Genomic DNA, 25,336 nt, shown 5'->3' on the forward strand with positions numbered 1-25,336 from the left:
ACCATCGCATAACGCTGCCGAGCCGGGGATGATCCGGGGGCAGTGAAGCGCCCTTCGTTCGGGCGCCATTCCATGCGACGGATCAATGTGTTACCCGACGAACGAAACCGGTCACATCCTGCAATACCGAAGCACGCCCGCGAAACGGTCGTGCGAGGGCCAGCAGGATGCCCACATGACCGAGCTTTGGATAGGACCGAAGCTCGGCCGCGACACCCCCGTCACGAAGTTTCGCGGCGAGCGCCAGGCTGTTCCGGGGCTCTACGACCTTGTCGTCCGCCCCGTAGAGCAAAAGGGCAGGCGGATCTCCCGCTCCGGCCCAGGTCACTGGCTGCGTTTCGGCGGGCTTGGGGAAACGACCGAAGGCCGCCCGGCTCGCATCCACATTGAATGGCGCAAAATCATAGGGGCCGGCGAGCCCGACCAATCCCTTCACGACGGCTCGCGTGTCGCCCAGCCAACGCGGGTCCACGGCCAGCATCGCAGCGATGTACGCGCCGGCCGAATGGCCCATTAAGACGATCGAGCGACCATCGCCCTCATAGTTCCCGGCATGGGTGGCGGACCAGCGCACCGCCGCCGCTCCATCCTGAACGAAGGCCGGATATTCGACAGCCGGTACGAGCCGGTAATCCGGGATGATGGTCACGAACCCTTGGGCGGCGAGCGCGCGGCCGACAAAGGCATAGCCCGCACGCGTGCCGCTGTTCCAACTCCCGCCGTAGAAAAACACGACCACGGGGCGTCGACCTTGCGACGGGACACGGGGAACGTAGACATCGAGCCGCTGCCGCAGATCGGGACCATAAGCGACATCCTTCGCCACCCGGATGCCGCCCCGATCCTTTGGCACAAGGGCGTCGAAGGTCGTCAGCGGCGAACAACTCGCCGCCAATACCGCCAGCAATGCCGTCACGCCTGCGCGAACGCCCGAACGCCTCATGGGCGATCCGCTCGGGCGACCGACGAAGCACGGTCCCGCAACCTCTGCCAGACAGCCAACTCCTCTGTCGCGTCAGCGAGAGCCCGATGAGCGGGCGATTTGTCCTTGGTCGCGTTCGCCCAAGCGACGAGTTCATCGATCAGGGCCTCGACCCGATCCGGAGGACATGCATCACGGAGGATAAGCGCCGCACTCTCTCGAAGCGCGACATCCGTATCCCGAAGCCGCAAAGCGTGGCGCGGCAGCCCCGCCGTCCGTAGCAACAGGCTCAACCATTTACCGTCCCAAGAGGGCGCACTGGCGAACAGCGCGTGAGGCGACAATTCTTCCACCATGCGCTGTGCCACCACCTCGTGCGAGACGCCCTCGCCGACGAGAAGGTCTCGGGAGAGACCATGAATATGTTCGGCCGCATCGTCCCAATCGTCCCAGCCGGGGGCAGGAGCGATCAAATGGCTTTCGGACCGGCCGTCTTCGAATATCCAGGCGACCTCGATCGGGTAGCTTCGATCCGAAAGGGATGAGGCCTCGAAATCCAGGAACACGTTCATCGCTCCTCCTCCAATGCCGCATACCATTCGGCATAGCCGGTATTCCGAGCCATTCGCCGGTTGAGGTCAGGGCTGCCATCTGTCCACCAGACCGGGCCGCGTTCGCCCAGTGCCACCTTGGCCGCCTGAACCTGTGACCGCGCGAGGCGGAGTTCCACATCGTCCCCACTGCGCAATGCCTTCTGAACGAAGCGCCGCGCCTGTATCAGCGTGTCGACCAGGGTTTGTCGTTCGCTCGCGCCGAGATGAGGATTGCTCCTGCGCCACAAGCGTCCTCGAACGACGATATAGCGTCCGTCCGGCGTCATTCTTGGCTGGCCTCCGCTGGCGGCGGCAGGCAACGTTTCGGCAGCTTTATTCACGATGCCGCTGCGAGGCAGTTGGTGCCGCATCGGTTGGCCGGTCCACCGGATCCACGCCGCACCATCCAGTTCACCGGTTGCCCGCCTCGCGCTGCTGTGCCGCGCGCTCGGTCAATGTCTTCAGCGTCGTGTCGAACCGTCCCTCCCGCTCCGCCTGACGGAGGAACTGGACCTCATCGACCAGGATTTCGGACGGTGTGGGCTGCAGCGCGAATTGTGCTGCAACGGCATCGGCGAACGCCTCCAAAGGCATATATCCCGGTCGATTGGCCTGTCCTGGTGTCAGGTCGGTCCGAACTCCCGGCGGCGCAAGTTCGATGATCTCTACCTTGCCGGCCAACTGCGTCCGCAACGACACGGTATAGGAATGGATCGCGGCCTTGCTCGCCGAATAGGTGGGGGCGGCGACCAGAGGAACGAAGGCGAGCCCCGACGTCACGTTGACAATGGCCGCGTCGGGGACATGGGTCAGATGATCGATCAGGGCATTGGTCAGGCGTATGGGGCCCAGAATGTTGATCGCCAGTGTCGCCTCGGCGTCAGCCAGGTCGCGCCGCTGCGTCAAATCCTCGAACTTCATGATGCCAGCATTGTTGAACAGCACATTCAGCGCCGGAAAGTCGCGGACGATCCGCTCGGCGAAAGCGTCCACTGCGCCGACATCCTCGACGTCGAGCAAAACCGTATGGATACGATCGCGCCCGGCGGCGGCGCGGTCCAGAGCGTCCTGGCGGCGGCCGGCAATGATCACGGAGTCGCCGCGATCATGGAACCGATGGGCCAGTGCTTCCCCAATACCGCTTCCGCCGCCGGTCATCAGGATCGTGTTGCCAGTGGTCTTCATGGGTCTCTGTCCCTTGGCCGGAGTCAATTCGTGTCAACTCAAGCTGTTGGGCAGCGTTCCGGTTGCATGAACTAAAGGTCACGCATCCTGCGGGCCAGGCATAAGCGGAAGCTACATCGGCAGCGTGTATTGACTAAATAACACACATGCGCGATCGTCCGATTCCTCAACAGGGAGAACGTCCATGTATAGCGAGAGCGACATTGACGGTGCGGTGGCGGCGGGGGCCATTTCCCCCGATGCCGCAGCCGCGCTGCGGCGACATGTCGCCACGGTTCACGCCGCACCGACCGTAGACGAGGAGCATTTCCGGCTGCTCACCGGCTTCAACGATATATTCGTGTCGATCGCGATCGCGTTGCTGCTCGCGGCCCTGGGACAGATCGGCTTTCGGATCAGCCATGGACTGGGCGGGGCATTCATCGCTGCGGCGGCGTGGATGCTGGCCTTTTATTTTACCGAACGGCGGCGGATGGGCTTGCCGAGCATCCTGTTGCTGCTTGCATTTGTCGGTGGCGTGGCAGGTGGGCTGATCGGCCTGATCGACACGGTCTGGCCCCATATCGACGGCACGGCGGGTGCGCTGGCGGCTGCGGGTATCGGTTTGATCTCGGCCGGGTCGGCCTGGCTGCATTGGCGTCGTTTCATGGTCCCGATCACGGTCGCGGCGGGGGCGGCGGCGCTGGTCGTGGTAGCGATCGGCTTGCTGATGGCGGCTTTCCCGGACATTAAACAGGGCGTCTGGCCGATCCTGTTGTTGTGCGGCATCGGGGTATTCTCTCTAGCGATGCATTGGGACATGTCCGATCCCCGGCGAGAGACCCGTCGGGCCGACGTCGCCTTCTGGCTGCATCTGGCCGCCGCGCCGATGATCGCACACCCGATCTTTCAGCTATTGGGCGTATTCAATAGCGACATCGGCGCGGGCACGGCGGTGATCGTCCTTGCGCTGTACCTGCTGTTCGCGGGGATCGCGTTGGCGGTGGACCGGCGTGCCTTGCTGGTCTCCAGCCTCGTTTATGTGCTCTACGCCCTCTATTCCCTGCTCCTCAGTGCCGGTGCGGTCGAACTGGGCGCGGCGTTTACGGCTTTCGTCATAGGATCCGCGCTTCTGACCCTCTCGGCCTTTTGGCAGCCAATGCGCGGGATCGTCATCGGCTGGCTGTCGCAGCCAATGCGGCTGCGCCTGCCGCCTGTTCACCAGCCTGCGTAAAGGCTCCATCGCCGCTCTCCGTTCGGAGAGCGGCCATCCACCTGGGATTTAAATTTCAAAGCGCAGGGAAGCCCGCACCGTCCGAGGTGCACCGGGGTAAATCCATAAACGGCTATAGGAACTCGCCGCATAGCGATAATCGAACAGGTTATCGGCCTCCAACCGGAAGCGCAAAGTATCGGTCACGGGTGCCTCGATCGCCGCCTTGGCTTTGATATAATCGGGCAGGACCAACGGGCGGGCGTCGAGGGATCCGGCACGATCCCCGACATAAGCGACGCCAGCGCTAACCTGCCACTCACGCCCGGCGAGGGGCAGGCGATGTACGACTAGGATAGTACCTGAATGTTCGGGCACGCCCAGGACGGCGGGCGTGGCGAAGCTCTTGTCGTCATTGCGGGCATCGACCCAAGCGTAATTGGCCACCACTTGCCACCGCCGCCCCAGGCGGAGCGACGCATCCGCCTCGACGCCCCGACTGTTCAACTGGCCAACGGGCGCATTGAAGCCGGGATCGACGGGGTCGGTCGTCAGGATATTGGCCTTGGAGATATTGAACCAGGTCAATCCCAAGTCGAAGCCGTTCCAGCGCCCGGCAAGCCCGACCTCATATCCGCGCGCCTCTTCGGGCTGGAACCCCTCGCCGGTGCGGCCGGTACCCGAGTTGAGCAGGAACGATTCGCCCCAATTGGCATGGACCGAAATGTGATCGGTCGCCGCGTAACGTGCACCGGCTCGGAACTTTACCGGCTGCTCGACGATCTCCCCGACACCGCCTGTCCGGTTGTTGACGATCTTTTGCCGATAGGGATCGATGCGCGCGCCCCCGACCAGCGTCAGCCGGTCCGTGACGGCCCACATATCCTGGGCATAGATCGTGCCCGCCCAGCGGTTCTCGTCATTGTTGGTAAAGGGCAGGAGCGGGGCGGCGGACCCGCCATAGCCCGATGCCGGCTCATATAAATCGACGGCATAGGGAAAGGCCGCCGACGGATTGCGGCGCATCCACCGCTCGCCATAGGTCATGCGGTAACCCTTGAGCCCCAGGCTGACCTGATGACGTCCGATCTGCCCGGCCAGTTCCAGCCGCGCGGAGAGATCGTCGATCACGAAATCGCGCGAGCGACGTTGCCGCCAGACCTGCGTCCCCACGATCCGCGACTGGTCCGCAGAGAACCCCTTGAGCGAACCGGTACGCCACACCACCCCGCCATTGAGCGTCCATCCGTCACCCAGTTGCGCCAAGCCCGTCAACTGGTGACGCTCGTTGCGGAAGCGGGTGAGGCCGTTCGAAGGCTCGCCATAATAGTTCGACCGGGGCAGGGCGTTCGCATCGTCGCCGACCGCCGGGATGCCCCGATCGAAAGGCGTGTCGAACTGCATGAACTCCGCCAGATAGGTCAGTCGCACCGCGTCGCTGGGACGCCAGGTCAATGATGGCGACACCACCCGCCGGCGAAGCTCCACCGTGTCACGCCAACCGTCGCTATCCTCCGCCGCGAAGACGATGCGAGCGGCGACGGTTTCCGACAGGGGGCCGGTGGCGTCGATCTCCGCGCGCCGGGTGTCGAACGAGCCATAGGTGACGGTAGCACGAGCGGACGGTGTGAAGCGCGGCACCTTGGACACGATGTTGACGCGCCCACCCGGATCGATGTCCCCGAAAACAGCGCCGGCCGGCCCTTTCAACACCTCGATCCGTTCCACGGTCGCCGGGTCACGGGGAGGGGCCATGCCTCGATTGGCGACGAAGCCATCGACATAGAATTCCGCGCCGCCATCGGGTGTGCCCAGAAACCCGCGTATCGCGAAATTGTCGAGCACCCCACCACGATTATTCTGCTGGCTGAACCCGCTGACCAATTCCAGCGCGTCGCTCAGGCGGTAGGTTCCAGCGGCTTGCAGCACATCCTGCTCGAGCGAGCGGCTGGACTGGGACATGCGCTCTGTCGCGGGATCGGACGACAGGGTGCGATCGATCGTGCTCCGCGTACCGAGCACCACGATGTCGGTGCGCGTCTCGGCATCGTCGCGCGCATCCGTTTCCTGCGCGTCGGCGAGCGCCGGAATGGCGCACCACGCCATGGCAAATCCGAAAGCAGACATATGGCGGCGAAGACGGGCAGCGGACATGAGAACTCCAGACAATGCGATACAGCCAATAGCGGCCTATCGCTCGATGACATGTTGCAACGTCTCATATCGTTCATGCGCGGCAAATCAACTGTGCATAGGGGCCAATTGGACGGCGGACTCGCGTTTCGGATTCACGACCGCGGGGGCGGGCACGAAAATACGAAAACGGTTCGGCCTTTCTGCGAAGACCGAACCGCTATCCCGTCACGCCTGGGCGAGCAGGTCAGTCGGAACCGAAGATATCCCGAGTGAACAGCTTTTCGGCGCAATCGGCCAGTTCCGGGGCATTGCGGTTCGCGATGATAACGTCGCATTCCGCCTTGAACGCCTCCAGGTCACGCAGCACGCGCGAGCCGAAGAACTGATCTTCCTCCAGCGCGGGCTCATAGACGATGACCTCGATTCCCTTGGCCTTCACCCGTTTCATGATCCCCTGGATCGAGGACTGGCGGAAATTGTCCGATCCCGCCTTCATGGTCAGGCGATACACGCCCATTTTGCGGGGGCCGCGCGCGATGATCTGATCGGCCAGGAAGTCCTTGCGGGTGCGGTTGGCGTCGACGATTGCGCGGATCAGGTTCTGCGGCACTTCGGAATAGTTGGCGAGTAGCTGCTTGGTGTCCTTGGGCAGGCAATAGCCACCATAACCGAAGCTCGGATTGTTGTAATGCGTGCCGACCCGTGGATCCAGGCCGACGCCCTCGATGATCTGCCGCGTGTCCATGCCGCCCGCGATGGCATAGCTGTCCAGTTCGTTGAAGAAGGCGACGCGCATCGCAAGATAGGTATTGGCGAACAGCTTGATCGCCTCCGCCTCGCGCGCGTCGGTGAACAGCACCGGCGCATCCTTTTTCTCCGCGCCCTGGATCAAAAGGTCCGCGAAGATACGCGCGCGTTCCGAGCGCTCACCGACGACCACGCGCGATGGGTGGAGATTGTCGTACAGTGCACGGCCTTCGCGAAGAAATTCCGGGCTGAAGATCACCTGGTCGGTACCGAGCCGCGCGCGAACGTCGTCCACGAAGCCGACCGGAATGGTCGACTTGACGACGACTGTGGCTTCGGGCGCATGGGCCTTGGCCAGCGCAATCACCGCCTCTACGGAGCCCGTATTGAACTTGTTGGTCTCGACATCATAGTTGGTCGGCGTCGCGACGATGACATATCGGGCATCCGCCAGCGCCTCTGCGGCATCGGTCGTCGCGGACAGATCCAGCGTACGGTTGGCGAGGAACTCCTCCAACTCGGTATCGATGATCGGCGAGGTGCGCGCATTGACCTGAGCGACTCGTTCCTCCGAAATATCGACCGCCACGACTTGGTTGTGTTGCGCCAGAAGAACGGCATTGGACATGCCCACATAGCCGAGGCCGAAAACAGCGATCTTCATTCTTCAAACCCCATAGCAGTGGGAGGAGCCCGATCGGGACCGGTACGTCTCTGCGACTAGCCGCCCCGGTCGATCCACGACAACCCCATTCATGATAGGAAAGACAGGCGATTTGCCCAAGTGCGGGACTTTGATGGCGAAGCGTCGGTGTCCTGTCCCATCGCGCCGAAAAATAATTGATGCTGCAGTGCGATGCAATCTTGACTTTTTCACCTTAACCAAGATGGCCGGGCGTCCTGCCCTTGGTGGACGCTGGATGAACGGCACGTTGCCAAAAATTCAGCCTTTCGTACCTATTCCACGGTGAGACGCTGTTGCGATGCAAAATATCTGTTCCGCAAGCGGCACAGACGCTACATTCTGTCTCAACCAAAGAAATCAGGGCAGGTCGGCTAACATGGATATGGGAAGATTCCATAGCAAGGCGCCGATACAAAAGGTAAGGCGCTTGAGTATTCCAGCTTCTATTTTGCGCTTTAGGGCGCTCATTGCCCTGATCCTGATAGATTTAACCTGCGTTGCCGCAGGTTTTGCTGGTGCCGCCTATTTCCGGTTTGTCATGCTGGGCCACACCCGTTGGACCCTCGCGATTGTGACATTATTGTCAGCTTACTTCCTGACATCCTTTTCCATCCGGGCCTATGATCAGGAAAACCTGACCATCCCTCGCCATGCTGCATCGCAAGGTACGAAGGCGTTGCTGCTGGCAGTGTGCGCGGTCATCTTGGTCGCATTCGTTTTTCAGGCGAGTGAAGATTTTCCCCGCGTTGTCATCGCCTTGGGCGCACTGATCGGGACGGTCCTGATCGCCTCCGCCCGCTATGCATTCGTCCGGAATATGGCACAGGTTATCGGCGGTAACCCTTTCACTGTCATGCTGCTCCATGATGGCCGTTCGCCAATCCCGCAGGGTGACTTCGCACAGGTGGTCGAGACGGGTGACCGCTTCGACCCCAATCTTCATGACCCGATCATGTACGACCGTCTCGCACGGCTGGTCGCCAGCGCGGATCGTGTCGTGGTGGCCTGCGCGCCCGATACCCGGATCGCCTGGGCAAATGCTCTCAAGGGCACGGGTGTGCAGAGCGAGATCTTCGTGCCCGAGCTAAGCCAGCTAGCGCCACTCGGCATCTCCACTTGCGCCGACACGCCGACCATGATCGTCGCTGTCGGTCCCCTCGGCCTGTTCGATCGTTTTCTGAAGCGGATGTTCGACATCGCGGTCTCCGGACTCGCGCTGTTCCTGCTCGCGCCGGTCCTGGGGCTGATCGCGCTGGCGGTTCGCCTCGACAGCGCAGGGCCCATCCTATTCCGCCAAGTGCGTATCGGGTGGGGGAACGAGATGTTCCACATCCTCAAGTTCCGCAGCATGTATGTCGAGGGCAGCGACGGCGCAGGGCATCGTTCCGCCTCGCGCGACGACGACCGCATTACGCGTGTCGGCCGGTTCATTCGCATGACCAGCATGGACGAGCTCCCCCAGATCATCAATGTGCTGAAGGGTGATATGAGCATCGTCGGCCCGCGCCCGCATGCGCTGGGTTCGCGCGCGGCCGAGAAGCTGTTTTGGGAAGTCGACGGTCGTTATTGGCAACGCCATTCGGTCAAGCCCGGCCTCACCGGCTTGGCGCAGGTTCGCGGCTATCGTGGTGCTACCCTGATCGAGGACGATCTTCGCAATCGCCTGCAGGCCGACCTCGAATATCTGGAGCATTGGTCGATCTGGCGCGATATTCGCATCGTGCTGCAGACGTTCCAGGTCCTGCTCCACCGCAACGCTTACTGACGATCGCGGGTTAGGGCGGGCCCGCAAGGCCGTCGCTATACGCTATGCGCAAGTCCGGTAAGGACTACGCTGGAGGACGGCTGGCGTAACTCACGACGGTGACGTCCGACCCGCACGTCTCGGATATGGTCGTTTCGACGCAATTTAGGGGGCGGCGTTACCGCCCCCGCTCAAGATAGGGCCTATTTCTTCAGCTTCGACGGGGCATATTCCTGATAGGAATGGCCCAATATGCCCATGGTAAGCCCGGCCCCGCGCAGAAGGTGGACCATGGCGCGCCCACCCCAATAAGGGGAGACGAGCATCGCAGGCGACATCGCGGCGCCCAGTCCCATGCGCACTACCCCACGGGCGAGCTGCTTCGCCTTCTCTGCACCCGATCCCTCGATACGGGTCGCGACGGCGAAGGTATTGCCAAGACGATACTGCCTCTGACGCTGCCATTTCATCGTCAGACGATTGACCGGGAACATGTCATAGACCAGCGCCTGATCCGACCAATGAATCCGGACACCCCGGCGCCACGCCTGATTAAAGAACAGGTAATCACTGCCGCCCGTGAAACGCATCCGCGCATCGAAGCGTAGATCGAGTTCACGGAATCGGGCGAGATCAAACATCACGTTGTTCGAAGCCGCGAAATTCAACCTTTCGCCTTCGGCATAGCGCTTGCGATCATAGAGACGGCTGCGACGCAGCCAGTCGTCCACCGGCCCTTCGAAGACGGGCTCGATCGGACCATATATACAATCCGCGCCGGTCGCCTCGCGGGTACGAAGCATCGAATCCAGCCAGCCATCGACCGGCCATTCGTCATCGTCAAGGAAGCAGAAAAGCTTCGTCCCCTCCGGCGCGCTGTCCATCGCCCGGTTGCGAGCGATCGGAATGCCCTGCTGCGGCTCGACGACATAATGAAGGTCATATTCGGGATGACCGGCATGGGCCATCACCGCATCCCGGCTGCTGCCCGACGCATCATTGTCCACCACAACGATGCTGAGCCGCCAGGGCCGCGCCGGATCGCGATGCTGGTTGCGCATGACGCCAAGCAGCTTGTCGATCCCCTCCGGACGGCGGAAGGTCAGAACACCCAGCGTGATGTGAATGGGCGCGCGGTCAGCGGACATGCCGGTCATCGCCCGAGCAGCGAGCGGGCGGCGCCCGTGATCCGTTTGCGGATCACCTGCGTGGTCAGATTCTGGCGAGTCCAGCCCATGCCCCGTGCTTCGCGCGCGACGCGATCAATCTCGGCCAGCGTGTCGGTCATGCCGAGATGTGCATCGGCGATACCCCCGGTGACGAGGCTCTTGCCCATCCGGCCCAGCCCGTCGAAGCGGCGTGCGAGGTGCAGGCCGGTCGCCATCATGATCTGCGGCTTCAGCGACTTGGCGCGATCGGTGTTGGTGTAGCGGTTGCTTTCGTGCAGCCGCTGGTAGGTGAGCGGGGTCTCGACGAGCACGCCCGGCGCCAGATAGGCGGCCGCGAACTTCAGGTAATTGTCGCTCAACACCACGTCGTCGGCCAGCGGCATCGGCAGGATTTGCGACAGGATCGACCGATGGAAGGTCAGACCGGAGGTAGGGACGGGCAGGGTAGGAAAGCCACCCGCGCGCATCGTCTCGCGCTTGTCGATCGGCGTGATCGCGATCTCGGCGGGCACCAGCCCGGCCTCGTCGTTCGTGACGCGATCGAAGCACCAGCCGACCTGACGCTGGGTGTAAATGTCCGCAATCCGGGCCAGCTTTCCGGGCAGGAAGAAATCGTCCGCGTCGAGCATCATCAGCACGTCGCCGGTCGAGGCGGCGAAGCCAGCATTGAAGCTGGAGGCCTGGCCGCCATTGGGCTTGAACACCGGGGTCACCGCATCACCATAGCTGGCAATTACGGCACGGGAGTCGTCGGTCGACCCGTCATCGACCACGATGATCTCCGCCCCCAACTCGTTTTGCGACAAGACACTGTCGATGCAGGCGCGCAAATACCTGGCGTAATTGTAATTGTTGATGAGGACCGACAGTTTCATCCTACTTCCCCGTTTGCCCTCGAAACCATATCGCGATGCAGCATTAGCATAAGCGGACCCGTGACCGCGATGGCGAAGCGATGTCGCGCGACACGAAAATTCATTCCGGCTGATCCGGCGCGGGCACATCGTCAGCGCCGATCCGTCCATAACGGGCGACGATACGCAGGTTGCTGCGAATGACGCGTGCGGGATTGCCGGCAACCAACGAATTGGGCGGTACGTCCTTGGTCACCACCGAGCCCGATCCGATCACGCATTCGTCGCCGATGCGAATGCCAGGCAGGATGATGCTGCGCGCGCCGATGAAGCAGCGGCGTCCGATCCAGGTATCGAGATACAGCCCACGCGTCAGGTCGTGGGTCAGGATCGCCGCGTCGAACGCGACATAGCTCTCTTCGCCGATATGCAGCCCTTTGGGGTTCGTCCGGTCGAACTTCGCCGATAGCGAGAATTGCGCGGTCGGATGAATGTCCATTCCCCAGAAACGGACATACCAAAAACGCTTCGCCTCGACGAAGACGTTACGCAGCTTCTTGAGGCGATTGAGCCCCCATTTGGGCTTGGCTCCGCTGGTGCGCGCCACTGTCATTTCCTCCGATAGTCGTCGAGGACGCGGTCATAATAGTCTTCGAGCTGACGCGTCTGTGCCATCAGGTCGAAACGTTCGGCCACCCATTCGGGCGCGCGCTCGTGAAAAGACCGCCAGCGCTCGCCATCGGAGAGCAGAGAGGCGACCGCGTCGGCCATCGCCGCCACGTCCCGCTCCTCTGCCAGCAGGCCTGTACGTCCTTGCTCGACGGCTTCGCCGACGCCTCCCGAGCGAAAGGCGACCACGGGCGTTCCCACCGCCTGGGCTTCCAGATTGGCGATGCCGAATGCCTCGGCATGACCATTGTCCAGCGTGACGCTCCCATGCAGATAAAGCTGCGCCTGACCCAGTTCGTCGCGGATCGCCTCTTGGCTGAGGCGCGGATGATGGGTCACGCGGGGCAGGCTGGCGCGCGCATGTGCGAGCGTCGCGGCGGCTTCGGGGCCGTCGCCGATCATCACATAGTCGACCGGAATACCCTGTGCGGCCACGCGGGCCAGCGCATCGATCATGTAGCGATAGCCCTTATACTCCACGAAGCGGGCGATCGAAACCACCCGACCGGGAATGCGGGGGCGGGGATCGGGCCGGAACAGCCCACGATCGACGCCGATATAATGGCGATGGATCGACGTCGAGGGGTAGCCCAGATCAAGCAGCCGATCGCGAATAAAGTCGGACACGGCAATATGGTAACCGCCTGCCCGAGCCATCTGGGCCCGCCCTTTGGCAAAGAAGCGGACCTGGTTGAAGCCGCCCGGTTTCTTGGGATCACCGCGATAGGTGGCATCGAAGCCGTGAAAGGTCGTCACGAGCGGCTTGCCCAAGGCACGCGCCAGCGGCGAAAGGACATAGCCGTTCTTGCCGAAATGAGCATGGATCAGGTCGGCCCGCGCCAGTGGCGGAAACAGCCCCGGCACCGCGACCCGTGGGATTTTCAGCAGAAGCGAGCCCGCCTTCATCAGCGGAGAGTTCGCTATCACATGGACGGGCAGATCGCTTTCCCCGCCATGTCCCTCGCCCATACGCTTTCCGACGAGGAATTCCGGCGAATAGCGCTCATAGCCGCGCGCCTGCGCCAGCACGAAGGCCTGGCTGGGCGGGAGGAAGCGTTCGACGAAGATCGCCACGCGGCGGCCATTATGGTTCTGCGGTCCACTCATCGGCCTGATCCCGCCGAGCGCAGCGCCCCGGCCAGCGCATCGAGCGCGGGGAGGGGCATCATATTCTCATCGTACAGCAGGGCGCGGGCGCGGCAGCCATGACCCTGCGCGGCCTCCGCCTTGCTGAACTTCTCGCGCAGCCCCCAGGTGGTCACCCCTTTCAGCGTTCCCGACGCGGACACCGTTCGAACGAGGTCAGCAAAGGTGCGTCCATAGACGTCCGGATCCGGCGTGGGCAGTCGGTGCGCGAATTTGCACGACCCGTCCATCTCGGTGATATATGTGCCCAATCCCAACTTCCTGGTCTCGCGCAGGAACGCGGTTAGCGCGGGAGCGTCGAGGCGGTCGAAGCCGGGACGGAAATGCGCCTGGAGCCCGATCGCGTGGATCGGCGCATTGGCCGCGCGAAGCTCGCGCAGAATGTCCAGCATCATCGCCCGGCGCGCGTCATAATTGGCGCCCGCCTTTTCCAGATGGGTTTCGTTAATGACCAAAATGGCCTTGGGGTCGGCACGATGCGCCCGCTCGAATGCCTCGCGCACATGGTCTTTGCCGAGGAGACGGTAGAAGACCGATGCCCGCCACTGCGCGGCGTCATATTCCATGACTTCGTTGACCACGTCCCAGGCATAGACCTGCCCGGCGAAATGACCGACCGTCTGATCGATATGCCGGTTCATCGCGCTGCGAAGCTCGGTCGGATCGGTGATCGCATCGACCCAGCCTGGAACGCGGTACCAGATCAACGTATGACCATAGAGCCCGGCGCCGATTTCCCTGGCGAAGGCCGCGATCTTATCCGCGTCGACGAACTGGACCTGTCCCGGCTGCTTTTCCGTACCCACCCATTTCAACGCGTTGCGCGGGGTCAGCGATGAACAATGGCGACGAAACAGTTCGCGCATCGCGGGGTCCCGCAGATCCTCTGCGTCGATGGCGGCACCGAAGCGAATGCCGCGCGTCAGGTTGCGCAAGCTCAGGTCATCGGCTGCCGCACTCGGCATTCCGATGGTAAGCGCCGCCGCACCGCCACTCAGCAGCAGACCGCGCCGGGTCAGGGCCATGTCCTTCGCTCCGTCCGCCATCACCGCTTTCCGCTATGGCGAATAATGGCGTCGAGATGTTGCATCAATTGCTGGCGTCCGGGCGGGACGACGTCGTTGCCGGGCGGCGGAGCGAGATCGCGGGCCAGCAGCGCGTGCAAGTCTTCGGCGGTTCGTGCGACATAAAGCCCCGGACGTCCCTCAAGCTGGGACACTGTGGCCATCTGATGGTCGTTGCGATGCTCGCCATGCGCCGCAAGGCGTGGAAAGAGGATGGCTGGGCGACCGACCCTCTGACACGTCAGTATCGTGCCGATCCCGGCATGAGCCACCACCACGCGCGCATTCGCAAAATAGGCATCGACATCCAGCGGCCGGATGCGGGGGCTCCACTCGATATTGCGGGGCACATAGGTCGATTTGCCGGTCTGTGCAAAAATCGGTTCGTTCAGCGACGGTGCGATGGCATCGATCGCCTCGATCAGCCGGTCGAAGGGAAGCTGCGTCCCGACGGTGACGAAGATCACAGGACCGCTCCTGCATGATGCGGCCCGTTGGGCTTGGCGAGATGCGCCCATTGGGTCAGCCATTCCGTCGCGACAAATCGCGCCAATGTCCCACTTTTGGACAGTTGCTCGACATTCGCAACGCTGTCGATCCATACGGTGCGCGCCCCGATCAGGCGGCCGGCGAGCAGGCAGAAAAAGCCCGGTGCCGCACCGGTCGAAATGATGACGGCGGGACGGAGCGACAGAACCGTCGTGAAGGACCGGATCAGGCACTTCAGGCTCTGCAACGGTTCGTTGCGGTTACAGTCGGGCAGGACGATCCCGTCCTTGATACCCGCCTTCTCCAAAAGCTCGGCCTCCGTCGTCGCGAAGCGGGTCGCATGGGTATCGAGCATGCTGCGGAGCAACATCATCTGCTCCCAATGGCCACCTTGCGATGCGACTGCGAGCACCCGTGGACGAGACCGGGTATCAGCGGGTTTGCCATTCAAAGCCATCTCGCAACCTCCCATGGCAAGGGCGATCTTCATCGCCCGGCGCGCCGCGGAATACGGAACGCCATCGTTGCGGTACCCTATATAGACCGGCGCGTAACCCGCAAATACTGTCGGTTATGGGACAGTTGCAGTGCAGCATAATTTGCCCGAAGACGGTGAGGCCTGTACGAGCGCGCTTGTCCTATCCCGGATCGGTGGCGTTCCGGAGGACGATGCGCATTGCCTTGCGTCGGAGGGAAGGACACCGGTAAACAACCGGACGCTTTAACCGCCGCGCAGGATGTCAAATGGTCGGGACGGAGACAAAAATATGAACCCGCTGGTGCCTGTCGAACAGGATTCGGCCAAGATAATCGACATCGGCGCCGTCATGAACGCGGTCCGTCGGCGCATCATTCCCATCGCGATCACGATGGTCATCGTCCTCGCGCTAACCGCCGTCAGCTACAAGCTGGCCACCCCGCGCTACAGTGCCGAAGGGCAGGTCGGTATCGAGCGCACCAACGAGGAAATCGTCAATGCGCAGCAAGACCAGCGCCTACAACCCCTGACCACCGATTCGTCGTCCGTCGATACGGAAGTCACGCAGATCCTGTCGCCCGAGACGCTGGGGCGCGTCGTGGACCGCCTGGGTCTGGCGAAGAACCCGGACTTCGTCGGCACCGATCCGGTCGACCCGACGACGGCACGCAATAACGCGATCGGTGCATTGACCGGCGGTTTGAGCGCCAAGCGCGACGGCACCTCCTATGCCATCGACGTCAGCTTCCTGTCGACCGATCCCGCCATGGCGGCGAAGATCGTCAACACGGTGATGGACGAGTATCTGAACCGTCAGCAGATTCAGAAGCGCGACGAGCGGAATAAGGAAATTGGTCTGCTCAGCTCGCGTATCGCCAGCGCGCGAGGCGAGTTGCTAGGAGCCGAGACCGAGGTGGCCCGTTTCCGTGCGGCGACCAACCTCGTCGACATTCAGAATGAAAGCACAAACGCGCAGCAGTCGATCGCGGTGCTCAACCAGCAACTGGCCGATGCGCAGGCCCAGCAGGCCGTAGCGGAGGCACGGAACACCGCCCGCAGCGCGAGCAGTGCCGGCGCAGGGTCGGCGGTGACCTCCCCGGTGCTGCAGCAGTTGCGCACCGAGGAAGCGGCGCTGAGCGCTCAGCAGGCCTCGCTTTCGGAACGTTATGGCGAACGCCATCCGCAGGTGATCGAGACCAACGAGAAGCTGCGTGAGACACGCCGCCAGATCGCATCGGAAACCGCGCGGGTCCGCCAGAGCCTGGCCGCCGAGGCCGATGTGGCACGTCGCCGCACTTCCTCGATCGTCTCGTCGCTCGGCGCACAAAAGGGGCAGTTGCTTCAGGGCAATGCCGCATCGGTCCGCCTGGGCGAACTAGAGCGCAAGGCGACGACGCTCAAGAGCCTCTACGAAGCGCTGCTCGAGCGGTATCAGCAGGCGATTGCCCGCCAGGGCACCGAGCGGAGCGCGGCTTATATCATCGCGCGGGCGTTCGTGCCGCAAAAGCCCGATAGCCCGAAGAAGATCGTCTATGGCGGTGGCGGCCTGTTGGCGGCGCTGCTCGCCGGGGCGCTTGTCCTCGCCGGCCTGGAAATGGCGGAGAACGGCTTCACCACCCGCCGTCAGGTCGAACGCGCGCTGGGCCTGCCGGTGCTGGCCTCGATCCCCGATCTTCGAACGCTCGATCGTCACCGGATCAAGTCGCCGACCCCTGCCACGATCAGCCATCATTTGGTCGAGCATCCCGGAAGCGTCTTCAGCGAGGCCTATCGCTCGATCCGCACCGCATTGAAGGTCGGACGCGAGGAGCAATCGGTGAAGGTCGTCGCGATCTCCTCCGCGCTTCCGGGCGAGGGCAAGACCTCGACTTCCTTCTCGCTCGCACGCTCTTCGGCGCTGGCTGGCATCACGACCGTCCTGGTCGATTGCGATCTTCGCCGTCAGGCGACCAGCCGTCAGATGGAAGGGGCGATTCAATATGGTCTCGCCGATCTTCTGCGTGGTGAAGCGACGCTGGATCAGGTCCTGGTCCGCGACAGCGCAAGCGGCGCTTTCCTGTTGCCGCAGCGGCCGACCAATGCCGACACCTCGTACGATCTGATCGCCTCCAGCGCGATGCAGCACCTGGTCGAACAACTGCGCGAGCGCTTCGATCTGGTCATCCTCGACACCGCACCGCTGCTGGCAATCGCGGATTCGCGCGCTATCGCCTCGATGGCCGATGTCGCGTTGCTGGCGGTACGCTGGCGCAAGACGCCCGCTCCGGCGGTGCGGCTGGCGCTGGACCATCTGTCGATGGCGGACGCGCAAATCGGCGGCATCCTGATGACCATGGTCGATCTCAAGGTGCAGCGCCGTGCCGGAGCAGGCGACGAGATGCGCTACTATAATCGCTATTCCAGCTATTATAGCTGAAACGCAGCAGCTTCCGATCCACCATGATCCTTCCGAAAAGCCGCCGATCCCAATGGGACTGGCGGCTTTTTAGCATGGCTTGGTTGCCAAATCGGCCGAACGGGCCTCATCCGGGACGTCGACCGCCGCATAAGGCGTTGCAATGCGCCCAAGCCCCGATTAGGGCGACGCCACTTCCAGCCAACCCCCTATCAGGAGCTGCGTGACCATCATGGCCGCGAACCGTACCTTTTCGATCATCAAGCCCGATGCGACCCGTCGCAACCTGACCGGCGCCGTCACCAAGATGCTGGAGGAAGCCGGCCTGCGCGTCGTTGCTTCGAAGCGTATCCAGATGACCCGCGAGCAGGCCGAGGGCTTCTATGCGGTCCATAAGGAGCGCCCCTTCTTCAACGATCTGGTCGAATTCATGATTTCGGGCCCGGTCGTCGTGCAGGTGCTGGAAGGCGAGAACGCCATGCAGCGCAACCGTGACATCATGGGTGCGACCAACCCCGCCAATGCCGAGCCGGGCACGATCCGCAAGGAATTGGCGGAGTCGATCGAGGCGAACACGGTCCATGGTTCGGACTCGGACGAGAATGCGGCGATCGAGATCGCCTATTTCTTCAAGCCGGAAGAAATCGTCGGCTGATGGAATGGCGGCTGCGGCGGGCGGATGCGGGCGATGCGCCCGTCTTGTCGCTCGTCGCGGCCGCGACCTTCCTGGAAACGTTCGTCGGGGTCATCGCCGGTCCCGACATGATCCGCCACTGTTCGCGGAACAGCTCGCCGACGCGGTTCGAGCAATGGATCGCCGATCCGCACTGCGTGGCGACGCTTGCCGAACATCGCGATGGCGCCGCGCCGATCGGCTATACACTGCTGACCCCGCCGGATCTTCCCGTCGAAACCGATGCGCGCGATATCGAGCTGCGTCGCATCTATACGCTCCTGCCTGCTCGCGGCACCGGGCTCGGCCACGGCTTGATGGCAAGAGCTGTCGATGACGCGCGCGCTTTGGGTCGGCGTCGGATGCTGCTCGGGGTGCTGGGCATCAATCATGTTGCTCGCGCCTTTTACGAGCGGGAAGGGTTCCAAGTCGTGGGGGCGCGGCGTTTCCAGGTCGGGACCGCCGTGTTCGACGACGCCATCTACGCCCGCGCGATCTGAACGATCACGGGCGGGCGCTCGCCCAGGCCGCCGCAAGCTTTGCCGGCGTGCCGTTCCGATCCCGCAGACGAAGCCCCTCCAGGCGAAGCGTTCGCCCGCGCAGCACCCGACCCTCGGTCCGCCAGACGATGTCGTAAAGCCCCGTAGCGGTTCGGGCCGTATCCCCATCCCAATATCTGGCGGTGATGAGCACCGGCAGCCGCCCTTCGCGATCATCCGCGCCGCCATCGGTCAGCGCGAGTAGGGGGCCCGCAATCGGCTCCGCCTCGATCGCGGGGGCGGAGAGGGGCGTTTGTCGTTCGATGCTCGAGCCCTTGGGAAAATCGATCGTCATGTCCGAAAGATCATGTCGGGGATCGCGCAACGCGATCCGTCGCCCACCCTGTTCGACACTGGACAACAAATCCAGCCGACCGCGCTCATGTCGCTGGGCGCTAGCCGTCGCCGCCTTGTCGGCCGCGTCGCTACGGCGCTGCGACCAGTTGAGATACAGGGTCAGCGCGGCGACCAAAAGGCCCGCAACCGCCACGAACTCCGCCAGCGTCAACAGCCGCCGCCGCGACCGGGCGCCCGGAGACGATGCGTCCCCGGTCTTGTCGCTCATCGCCCGCCCGCCTCCAGCAATTGCGTCGGGGCGACCAGCTCCCAGCTTCGTGCGATCCGATCCTCAACCAGCGTCCAGTCCGTCTCGTCGTCCAGCCGGATCTCGGCCCAGCAAGGCGCGTTGCTGGGATCGGCGGTGCAGATGTTCAGCACCGTACCGTCCCCCACCAGCTTGGCGAAAGTCTCGCCTTCGACCAAGAAACGGGCCTCGCCATCGGCGCTTTGCTCCGCCGTGCCGGGCAGCAACATGGCGATGTCGCGAATGCGGGTCAGGTGATCGGTCATCGACGCACAAACTCCGTCAAGATTCGGGGATATAGCCCATGCTCTTCGGTCAGCACGCGCGCCGCCAAAGTATCGGCATCGTCACCGGGCAAGATCGGCACCTCGGCTTGGCCCAGCACTTCGCCGTCATCCAATTCCTCGGTCACGATATGGACCGAGCATCCCGCCTTGTCGTCGCCCGCGGCGATCGCCCGAGCATGGGTATCGAGCCCCTTATAGAGGGGCAATAACGACGGATGGATGTTGACGATCCGACCGCTCCATTTGGTGACGAAATCACCGGACAATAGCCGCATGTAACCCGCGAGCGCGATCACCTCGACACCCGCATCGCGTAGCGCCGCATCGATCGCTGCTTCATAAGCGGCTTTGCCGATACCCTTGGGCGAAAGGGCAAAGGTCGCAATGCCCTGATCCGCCGCCCAGGCCAATCCGGCCGCCTCCGGCTTGTCGGAGGCGACCAGGGCCACGCTATAGGCCGCGTCCGGTGCCCGCGACGCCATGACCAGGGACTGCATGTTGGAGCCGCGACCCGAGATCAGGACGCCGACCTTTACCGGCGTGTCAGCCATTATGGGTGGCCGTCCAGTCCGCTTTGGCGCTCCAGGTACCGGCCGAGCCCTTGACAGTGCAGCCACGCTGCCCAGCTTCGACGCGACCGATCGTCACGACCGTCTCGCCGGCCTCGCGCAGCGTCTGTGCCAGCGTGTCCGCCTGTTCGGCAGCGACGATCACCGCCATACCGATCCCGCAGTTGAAGGTGCGGGCCATTTCCTCGGGTTCGATCCCGCCCTGCGCCTGGAGGAAGGCCATGAGGCGCGGTTGCTCCCAGCCGTCGGCGTCGACCACGGCATGGGCGCCGACCGGCAGGACACGCGGAATGTTCTCGAGCAGGCCGCCGCCCGTGATATGGGCGAGCCCCTTGATCGTCCCCGCCTTGATCGAGGGGAGCAGCGAGCGGACATAAATCCGAGTCGGGGCCATCAGCGCCTCGATCAGCAACCGTTCCTGATCGAACAGCGCGGGCCGATCGAGCTTCCATTGCTTGTCGCTGGCCAGACGACGAACGAGCGAAAAGCCGTTCGAATGCACCCCCGATGAAGCCAGGCCCAGGATCACGTCACCATCGGCGATCGTCGCGCCGGTCAGGACTTCCGTCCGCTCGACGGCACCGACGCAGAAGCCCGCCAGATCGTAATCGCCCGGAGCATACATGCCTGGCATCTCAGCGGTTTCACCACCGATCAAGGCGCATCCGGCGATACGACATCCCTCCGCGATCGAAGCGATGACACGCTCCGGCACATCGCCTTCCAGCTTGGCGGTCGCGTAATAATCGAGGAAGAACAAGGGCTCGGCGCCCTGAACGACCAGGTCGTTGGCGCACATGGCGACCAGGTCGATACCAACCCCGTCATGGCGGTCATGTTCGATCGCGAGCTTCAGCTTGGTGCCCACGCCGTCATTGGCCGCAACGAGCAACGGATCGGAAAAGCCAGCCGCCTTGAGGTCGAAGAAGCCGCCAAAACCACCCAGGTCCGCATCGGCACCCGGCCGCCGCGTCGCCTTGGCCAGCGGGCCGATCGCACGGACCAGCGCATTGCCTGCGGCAATCGAAACGCCCGCATCGGCATAGGTGTAGGACGCGCCCGAACCGGCGGGCGATGGAGTGGTGGACGGCGTGCTAATGTCGGTCATGTTTGCCCGTTAGCTATATCGCGCTTGGATTTCCACGCCTGCTTCGCCAAAAGGCCGCGATGCGTTTGCGATTGCCATCCATTATATTCGGTCTGGCCGCTCTTGCCGGCTTAGGCGTCGGTGGCGGCGCGGTGCTCGCCCAGATCGAGGGTCAGCCACGCGGCGTCGCGCCGATCGACAGTGGTGGCGCTTATGAGGTGACCGGCGTTTCCGTCGACGTCGCGGGCAAGACGGCCGAGGCGGCACGGCTGGGCGGCTGGCGGATCGCGCAGCGCAAGGCCTGGGCCGTTCTGGCACAGCGCCTGGGTCGTGGCGGGGTCGGGGCGTCCGACGGCCTGCTCGATTCGCTCGTCAGCGGTATCGTCGTCGAGAACGAGCAAATCGGCCCGAATCGCTATGTCGCCCGACTGGGTGTGCTGTTCGATCGGGTTCGCGCAGCGGGGGTGCTGGGCGTTTCCGCCTATGCCGACCGGTCGCCGCCGATGCTGGTCATGCCCCTCCAAATTTCGGGTGGTGTGTCCCAGATGTTCGAAGCGCGCACCCCCTGGCAACAGGCCTGGGCCCGCTTTCGGACGGGCAACAGCTCGATCGACTATATCCGGCCGTCTGGCACCGGCACGGATCCGCTCTTGTTGAACGCCGGGCAGATCGGGCGGCGGTCGCGCGGCTGGTGGCGAACGATCCTCGACCAATATGGCGCATCGGATATTCTGATCCCGGTGGTTCGCCTCTATCGCCAATGGCCCGGCGGCCCGGTGATCGGCGTCTTCGAGGCGCGGCATGGCCCCGACAACGCCCTGATCGGCACGGTGACCCTGCGCGTCGGCAGCACCGATAGTATCAACCAGCTGCTCGATACCGGCGTGGGACGCCTGGACGGCATGTACCAGCGTGCGCTGGCGAGCGGTACGCTGCACCCGGATGCGACGCTGAACCCGCCGCCCAAGCCCGAGGAAGCGGTGATCGACGATACCACGCCGGGCGAGGAGCCGATCACGGGGCTGGATTCCGCCATCGCCTCGACCGGCGCGGGAATCGCCGTCACGCTGCAATATGACGCGCCCAGCGCCAGCGCGGTGGCCAATGCCGAAAGCCTGATCCGGTCCATCCCGGGCGTCGTCCGCGCCGGTACGACCAGTCTGGCGCTGGGTGGCGTTTCGCTGATGGCGGTCACCTATGACGGTGATCCAGAGCAGCTTCGCCGTGCGTTGGAACAACGCGGTTTGCAGGTGTCCGGCTCGGGCACCACTTTGCGCATCCGGCGCGCGGCTCCACAGCCCGCGCCCGCGCCTCAATCGGATAATGTGACGACCGGATGAACCAGATGGCGCTGCCGCTGCAATGGCCGGCGGACCCCCGATCAGATGCCTTTCTGCTGACCGATTCGAACCGGATGGCGGCGAAGATGCTCGACCAGTGGGAGGCGTGGCCGACCATGGCCTCGATCCTGACCGGACCGCGAAAGTCGGGACGGTCGCTGCTCGCACGGATATTCGCAGCGCGAAGTGGCGGCACGATCATCGACGATGCCGAGCGTGTGCCCGAGGTCCAGATCTTCCACGCGTGGAACAATGCCCAGGCGGAGCGCCGACCGCTGCTGATCGTCGCGGATGCGCCGCCGCCGCGCTGGCAGGTCAAGCTGCCCGACCTTCGCTCGCGACTCGCGAACAGCAGTCTGGCAGAGATTGCCGCACCAGATGACGAATTGGTCGCGGCGCTGTTTGAGCTTTTGTTTCAACGGCGCGGGCTTGATGCCCGTCCTGATCTGATCGAGTGGCTGACGCTTCGAATCGAACGTAGTCACCTTTCTGTCATGCGAGCAGTGGATATGCTGGATCAGGGGGCGATGGAACGGCGTGCGCGCTTGTCCATTCCCTTGGCACGATCCACCCTGACCGCGGCCGGCCTGATCGCCGAGCCGTAAGCCGCAAGCGAGTAACGATGACCCGTCCTGCCCATATCGCGCAAATGTCCGAGCCGGACGACGATCATTTCGCAGCGGAGCCGAACGGGCGGTATTTCAATCGCGAACTCTCTTGGCTCGCCTTCAACCGGCGCGTGCTGGAGGAGGCGTGCAACACCGCGCATCCCTTGCTCGAACGATTGCGCTTCCTGTCGATTTCCGGATCGAACCTGGACGAGTTCTTCATGGTCCGCGTCGCCGGGCTGAAGGGGCAGCAGGCACAGGACGTCGAACAGCGCTCGGTCGACGGCCTCACCCCGGCACAGCAGCTCAGCGGGATCATCGCCGAGGCCGATCGCCTGATGGCCAGCCAGCAGGAAGTCTGGGGCGATCTGCGCATCCTGCTCGATGAGGCAGGCATCTTCGTCCTGCGGCGGGACGCGATCGACCCGGAGGCCAGCGCCTGGCTGGAAACGCATGTCCGTGACCAGATTTTCCCGATCCTGACGCCCCAGGCACTGGACCCGGCGCATCCCTTTCCGTTCATCCCCAACAAGGGCTTGTCGATGATCTTCGACCTGACCCGCGTGTCGGACAAAGCGCCGATCCGCGAGTTGGTGATGATCCCCGCGACCATGCCGCGCTTCGTCCGCCTGCCGGGCGAGGGGGCCCGCTATGTCGCGATCGAGACGATCTTGCGCCGCTTCTCCGGGCTGCTGTTTCCGGGATATATCGTCAACGGCGCAGCGACCTTCCGCGTCCTGCGCGACAGCGATATCGAAATCGAGGAAGAGGCGGAGGATCTGGTCCGTTACTTTGCCAATGCCATCAAGCGGCGTCGGCGCGGGCGGGTCATCCGGCTGGAGCTAGAAACCGGCATGCCCGACGAGCTGGCCGATGTGCTGCGAGGCGAACTCGGCGGATCGGACGCGATCATCACCGAGAGCGGCAACCTGCTCGGCATCGGCGATCTCGACATGCTGGTCGACGAGAATCGCCCCGACCTGAAATTCCCGCCTTATGCCCCGCGCTTCCCCGAGCGGATTCGCGAATTCGCGGGGGATTGCTTTGCCGCGATCAAGGCGAAGGACATCGTCGTCCACCATCCCTATGAGACGTTCGAGGTGGTGATCGCCTTTTTGAAGCAGGCCGCGGTCGATCCGGACGTGGTGGCGATCAAGCAGACACTGTACCGCGCGGGCAAGCAGTCGGCCGTTATCAACGCCCTGATCGCGGCGGCCGAAGCAGGCAAGTCCGTTACCGCCATCGTCGAGCTGAAGGCCCGCTTCGACGAAGAGCAGAATCTTTATTGGGCCTCCGCGCTGGAGCGGGCGGGCGTACAGGTCGTCTATGGCTTCATCGACTGGAAGACCCATGCCAAGGTGTCGATGGTCGTCCGGCGCGAGGGAAGCGACTTCCGCACCTATTGCCACTTCGGCACGGGCAATTACCACCCAGTGACGGCGCGCATCTATACCGACATCAGCTTTTTCACCGCTGATCCGCTGATCGGGCGGGATGCGGCGCAGATGTTCAATTACATCACCGGCTATGTCGAACCGGCCGCGATGAGCCGGGTCAGCCTGTCCCCACGCGACCTGCGGCCCAATTTGATGGCGCTGATCGATGCGGAGATTGCCCATGCGCGGGCCGGTCGTCCGGGCAGCCTCTGGGCCAAGGTCAACTCGCTGGTCGATCCGCTAGTTATCGAGAAGCTCTATGATGCGAGCGGCGCCGGCGTGGAGATCGACCTGATCGTTCGCGGCATCTGCTGCCTGCGTCCCGGCGTGCCGGGCATGTCCGAGAATATCCGCGTAAAGTCGGTGGTCGGCCGCTTCCTGGAGCATAGCCGCATCTGGGCATTCGGCGATGGCAAGGCGCTGCCCCATGATGCGGCCAAGCTGTTCATTTCCTCGGCCGATTGGATGCCGCGCAATTTCGATCGCCGTGTCGAATATATGCTCCCCATCCTGAACCCGACGGTTCACGACCAGATCCTCGACCAAGTCATGGTCGCCAACCTGCTCGACAATGAACAGAGCTGGGAATTGGAGCCCGACGGCAGCTATGTGCGCGATCAGCCTGGGGATCGCCCCTTCAACCTGCATCGGTATTTCATGACCAATCCATCCCTTTCGGGGCGCGGGGCCGCGCTCGACAGCAGCAAGGCGGTGCCGACCCTGTCGCTCCGGCGGCAACGATGATG

The 25,336-nt window shown here is 63.4% G+C and carries 25 protein-coding genes; 8 read left to right on the top strand and 17 right to left on the bottom strand.

Translation table 11 applies throughout. The annotated features are described in order from the left end of the window. Window positions 1-82: 82 nt before the first annotated feature. Genes NZL82_RS09390 through NZL82_RS09405 form a run of 4 tightly spaced genes read right to left on the bottom strand, consistent with a single transcriptional unit; the run spans window position 83 to window position 2,700 of the window. The gene (locus tag NZL82_RS09390) at window positions 83-943 is read right to left on the bottom strand and encodes an alpha/beta hydrolase (RefSeq protein WP_261269495.1); all 861 of its coding nucleotides are present in this window, start codon (window positions 941-943) and stop codon (window positions 83-85) included. Continuing rightward, window positions 940-1,494 carry a transcriptional regulator gene (locus NZL82_RS09395; RefSeq protein WP_261269496.1) on the bottom strand — a complete coding sequence of 185 codons (555 nt, stop codon included), beginning with the start codon at window positions 1,492-1,494 and terminating at the stop codon, window positions 940-942. The genes NZL82_RS09390 and NZL82_RS09395 overlap by 4 nt, the downstream gene beginning before the upstream one ends. Next, window positions 1,491-1,886, bottom strand: coding sequence for a hypothetical protein (locus tag NZL82_RS09400; RefSeq protein ID WP_314732881.1), 396 nt, complete (start codon window positions 1,884-1,886; stop codon window positions 1,491-1,493). The genes NZL82_RS09395 and NZL82_RS09400 overlap by 4 nt, the downstream gene beginning before the upstream one ends. Window positions 1,887-1,926: 40 nt before the next feature. Beyond that, window positions 1,927-2,700: an SDR family oxidoreductase gene (locus tag NZL82_RS09405; RefSeq protein WP_261269497.1), complete on the bottom strand. Its 774-nt coding sequence runs from the start codon at window positions 2,698-2,700 to the stop codon at window positions 1,927-1,929. 184 nt (window positions 2,701-2,884) lie between these two features. Between NZL82_RS09405 and NZL82_RS09410 the strand changes: the two genes are divergently transcribed. Next, window positions 2,885-3,913, top strand: coding sequence for a hypothetical protein (locus NZL82_RS09410; RefSeq protein ID WP_261269498.1), 1,029 nt, complete (start codon window positions 2,885-2,887; stop codon window positions 3,911-3,913). Window positions 3,914-3,961: 48 nt separating this feature from the next. Here NZL82_RS09410 and NZL82_RS09415 read toward each other — a convergent pair whose 3' ends face one another. Both NZL82_RS09415 and NZL82_RS09420 read right to left on the bottom strand, forming a co-directional pair. Beyond that, window positions 3,962-6,019 (bottom strand): TonB-dependent siderophore receptor, encoded by a 2,058-nt coding sequence (locus NZL82_RS09415; RefSeq protein WP_261269499.1) that lies wholly within the window; start codon window positions 6,017-6,019, stop codon window positions 3,962-3,964. Window positions 6,020-6,272: 253 nt separating this feature from the next. Next, a complete protein-coding gene (locus NZL82_RS09420) occupies window positions 6,273-7,439 on the bottom strand; it encodes a nucleotide sugar dehydrogenase (RefSeq protein ID WP_261269500.1) in 1,167 nt (388 codons plus the stop codon). A 448-nt stretch (window positions 7,440-7,887) separates the two neighbouring features. Here NZL82_RS09420 and NZL82_RS09425 point away from each other — a divergent pair, with 448 nt between their 5' ends. Continuing rightward, window positions 7,888-9,225: an exopolysaccharide biosynthesis polyprenyl glycosylphosphotransferase gene (locus NZL82_RS09425; protein WP_261269501.1), complete on the top strand. Its 1,338-nt coding sequence runs from the start codon at window positions 7,888-7,890 to the stop codon at window positions 9,223-9,225. Window positions 9,226-9,407: 182 nt separating this feature from the next. On the opposite strand, the gene NZL82_RS09430 is transcribed toward NZL82_RS09425, so the two are convergent. From NZL82_RS09430 to NZL82_RS09460, 7 genes are all read right to left on the bottom strand, one after another. Further along, a complete protein-coding gene (locus NZL82_RS09430) occupies window positions 9,408-10,352 on the bottom strand; it encodes a glycosyltransferase family 2 protein (protein ID WP_261269502.1) in 945 nt (314 codons plus the stop codon). Window positions 10,353-10,357: 5 nt separating this feature from the next. Next, window positions 10,358-11,248, bottom strand: a complete 891-nt coding sequence (locus tag NZL82_RS09435; RefSeq protein ID WP_261269503.1) for a glycosyltransferase family A protein — start codon at window positions 11,246-11,248, stop codon at window positions 10,358-10,360. A gap of 100 nt (window positions 11,249-11,348) precedes the next feature. Continuing rightward, window positions 11,349-11,834 carry an acyltransferase gene (locus tag NZL82_RS19785; RefSeq protein ID WP_314732882.1) on the bottom strand — a complete coding sequence of 162 codons (486 nt, stop codon included), beginning with the start codon at window positions 11,832-11,834 and terminating at the stop codon, window positions 11,349-11,351. 2 nt (window positions 11,835-11,836) lie between these two features. Beyond that, complete coding sequence (locus NZL82_RS09445; RefSeq protein WP_261269504.1) at window positions 11,837-13,003, bottom strand: glycosyltransferase; 1,167 nt, start codon at window positions 13,001-13,003, stop codon at window positions 11,837-11,839. After that, window positions 13,000-14,067 carry an endo-1,4-beta-xylanase gene (locus NZL82_RS09450; RefSeq protein WP_261269505.1) on the bottom strand — a complete coding sequence of 356 codons (1,068 nt, stop codon included), beginning with the start codon at window positions 14,065-14,067 and terminating at the stop codon, window positions 13,000-13,002. The genes NZL82_RS09445 and NZL82_RS09450 overlap by 4 nt, the downstream gene beginning before the upstream one ends. Before the next feature lie 20 nt (window positions 14,068-14,087). Next, window positions 14,088-14,573, bottom strand: coding sequence for a glycosyltransferase (locus NZL82_RS09455; protein ID WP_261269506.1), 486 nt, complete (start codon window positions 14,571-14,573; stop codon window positions 14,088-14,090). Then, entirely contained in the window at window positions 14,570-15,007 is a 438-nt protein-coding gene (locus tag NZL82_RS09460) for a glucuronosyltransferase (protein WP_261269507.1), read from the bottom strand. The genes NZL82_RS09455 and NZL82_RS09460 overlap by 4 nt, the downstream gene beginning before the upstream one ends. Window positions 15,008-15,362: 355 nt before the next feature. On the opposite strand from NZL82_RS09460, the gene NZL82_RS09465 reads away from it, so the two are divergent. The 3 genes from NZL82_RS09465 to NZL82_RS09475 all read left to right on the top strand — a co-directional run bounded on the left by NZL82_RS09465 (window position 15,363) and on the right by NZL82_RS09475 (window position 18,641). After that, entirely contained in the window at window positions 15,363-17,489 is a 2,127-nt protein-coding gene (locus tag NZL82_RS09465; RefSeq protein WP_261269508.1) for a polysaccharide biosynthesis tyrosine autokinase, read from the top strand. Between the two features lie 211 nt (window positions 17,490-17,700). Further along, a complete protein-coding gene (gene ndk / locus NZL82_RS09470; RefSeq protein ID WP_042482585.1) occupies window positions 17,701-18,123 on the top strand; it encodes a nucleoside-diphosphate kinase in 423 nt (140 codons plus the stop codon). Next, complete coding sequence (locus tag NZL82_RS09475; protein ID WP_261269509.1) at window positions 18,123-18,641, top strand: GNAT family N-acetyltransferase; 519 nt, start codon at window positions 18,123-18,125, stop codon at window positions 18,639-18,641. Before ndk ends, NZL82_RS09475 begins: the two co-directional genes overlap by 1 nt. Window positions 18,642-18,645: 4 nt before the next feature. Here NZL82_RS09475 and NZL82_RS09480 read toward each other — a convergent pair whose 3' ends face one another. Genes NZL82_RS09480 through purM form a run of 4 tightly spaced genes read right to left on the bottom strand, consistent with a single transcriptional unit; the run spans window position 18,646 to window position 21,227 of the window. Continuing rightward, entirely contained in the window at window positions 18,646-19,245 is a 600-nt protein-coding gene (locus NZL82_RS09480; RefSeq protein ID WP_261269510.1) for a hypothetical protein, read from the bottom strand. Then, the gene (locus NZL82_RS09485; protein ID WP_261269511.1) at window positions 19,242-19,529 is read right to left on the bottom strand and encodes an MmcQ/YjbR family DNA-binding protein; all 288 of its coding nucleotides are present in this window, start codon (window positions 19,527-19,529) and stop codon (window positions 19,242-19,244) included. The genes NZL82_RS09480 and NZL82_RS09485 overlap by 4 nt, the downstream gene beginning before the upstream one ends. Further along, window positions 19,526-20,101 carry a phosphoribosylglycinamide formyltransferase gene (gene purN / locus NZL82_RS09490; protein ID WP_261269512.1) on the bottom strand — a complete coding sequence of 192 codons (576 nt, stop codon included), beginning with the start codon at window positions 20,099-20,101 and terminating at the stop codon, window positions 19,526-19,528. The genes NZL82_RS09485 and purN overlap by 4 nt, the downstream gene beginning before the upstream one ends. Continuing rightward, window positions 20,094-21,227 carry a phosphoribosylformylglycinamidine cyclo-ligase gene (gene purM / locus NZL82_RS09495; protein ID WP_261269513.1) on the bottom strand — a complete coding sequence of 378 codons (1,134 nt, stop codon included), beginning with the start codon at window positions 21,225-21,227 and terminating at the stop codon, window positions 20,094-20,096. The genes purN and purM overlap by 8 nt, the downstream gene beginning before the upstream one ends. Before the next feature lie 59 nt (window positions 21,228-21,286). On the opposite strand from purM, the gene NZL82_RS09500 reads away from it, so the two are divergent. Genes NZL82_RS09500 through NZL82_RS09510 form a run of 3 tightly spaced genes read left to right on the top strand, consistent with a single transcriptional unit; the run spans window position 21,287 to window position 25,334 of the window. Next, a complete protein-coding gene (locus tag NZL82_RS09500) occupies window positions 21,287-22,546 on the top strand; it encodes a heavy-metal-associated domain-containing protein (RefSeq protein ID WP_261269514.1) in 1,260 nt (419 codons plus the stop codon). After that, the gene (locus NZL82_RS09505) at window positions 22,543-23,151 is read left to right on the top strand and encodes an HdaA/DnaA family protein (RefSeq protein WP_261269515.1); all 609 of its coding nucleotides are present in this window, start codon (window positions 22,543-22,545) and stop codon (window positions 23,149-23,151) included. Before NZL82_RS09500 ends, NZL82_RS09505 begins: the two co-directional genes overlap by 4 nt. A 17-nt stretch (window positions 23,152-23,168) precedes the next feature. Continuing rightward, on the top strand, window positions 23,169-25,334 hold the full coding sequence (locus tag NZL82_RS09510; protein ID WP_405051357.1) for an RNA degradosome polyphosphate kinase: 2,166 nt from the start codon (window positions 23,169-23,171) through the stop codon (window positions 25,332-25,334). The last annotated feature ends 2 nt before the right edge of the window (window positions 25,335-25,336 follow it).

Origin of the sequence: Sphingomonas sp. LC-1 (assembly GCF_025371035.1) — a bacterium.
In the GTDB taxonomy this organism is placed as follows: Bacteria; Pseudomonadota; Alphaproteobacteria; order Sphingomonadales; family Sphingomonadaceae; genus Sphingomonas; species Sphingomonas sanguinis_E.

Coding starts and splice junctions, on each gene's coding strand:
- ndk (WP_042482585.1), top strand. CDS start 17,701: ATGGCCGCGAACCGTACCTTTTCGATCATCAAGCCCGATGCGACCCGT.
- NZL82_RS09485 (WP_261269511.1), bottom strand. CDS start 19,529: ATGACCGATCACCTGACCCGCATTCGCGACATCGCCATGTTGCTGCCC.
- NZL82_RS09415 (WP_261269499.1), bottom strand. CDS start 6,019: ATGTCTGCTTTCGGATTTGCCATGGCGTGGTGCGCCATTCCGGCGCTC.
- purN (WP_261269512.1), bottom strand. CDS start 20,101: ATGGCTGACACGCCGGTAAAGGTCGGCGTCCTGATCTCGGGTCGCGGC.
- NZL82_RS09475 (WP_261269509.1), top strand. CDS start 18,123: ATGGAATGGCGGCTGCGGCGGGCGGATGCGGGCGATGCGCCCGTCTTG.
- NZL82_RS09480 (WP_261269510.1), bottom strand. CDS start 19,245: ATGAGCGACAAGACCGGGGACGCATCGTCTCCGGGCGCCCGGTCGCGG.
- NZL82_RS09395 (WP_261269496.1), bottom strand. CDS start 1,494: ATGAACGTGTTCCTGGATTTCGAGGCCTCATCCCTTTCGGATCGAAGC.
- NZL82_RS09405 (WP_261269497.1), bottom strand. CDS start 2,700: ATGAAGACCACTGGCAACACGATCCTGATGACCGGCGGCGGAAGCGGT.
- NZL82_RS09450 (WP_261269505.1), bottom strand. CDS start 14,067: ATGGCCCTGACCCGGCGCGGTCTGCTGCTGAGTGGCGGTGCGGCGGCG.
- NZL82_RS09435 (WP_261269503.1), bottom strand. CDS start 11,248: ATGAAACTGTCGGTCCTCATCAACAATTACAATTACGCCAGGTATTTG.
- NZL82_RS09505 (WP_261269515.1), top strand. CDS start 22,543: ATGAACCAGATGGCGCTGCCGCTGCAATGGCCGGCGGACCCCCGATCA.
- NZL82_RS09410 (WP_261269498.1), top strand. CDS start 2,885: ATGTATAGCGAGAGCGACATTGACGGTGCGGTGGCGGCGGGGGCCATT.
- NZL82_RS09420 (WP_261269500.1), bottom strand. CDS start 7,439: ATGAAGATCGCTGTTTTCGGCCTCGGCTATGTGGGCATGTCCAATGCC.
- NZL82_RS09465 (WP_261269508.1), top strand. CDS start 15,363: ATGAACCCGCTGGTGCCTGTCGAACAGGATTCGGCCAAGATAATCGAC.
- NZL82_RS09390 (WP_261269495.1), bottom strand. CDS start 943: ATGAGGCGTTCGGGCGTTCGCGCAGGCGTGACGGCATTGCTGGCGGTA.
- NZL82_RS09500 (WP_261269514.1), top strand. CDS start 21,287: ATGCGTTTGCGATTGCCATCCATTATATTCGGTCTGGCCGCTCTTGCC.
- NZL82_RS09445 (WP_261269504.1), bottom strand. CDS start 13,003: ATGAGTGGACCGCAGAACCATAATGGCCGCCGCGTGGCGATCTTCGTC.
- purM (WP_261269513.1), bottom strand. CDS start 21,227: ATGACCGACATTAGCACGCCGTCCACCACTCCATCGCCCGCCGGTTCG.
- NZL82_RS09400 (WP_314732881.1), bottom strand. CDS start 1,886: ATGCGGCACCAACTGCCTCGCAGCGGCATCGTGAATAAAGCTGCCGAA.
- NZL82_RS09510 (WP_405051357.1), top strand. CDS start 23,169: ATGACCCGTCCTGCCCATATCGCGCAAATGTCCGAGCCGGACGACGAT.
- NZL82_RS09430 (WP_261269502.1), bottom strand. CDS start 10,352: ATGTCCGCTGACCGCGCGCCCATTCACATCACGCTGGGTGTTCTGACC.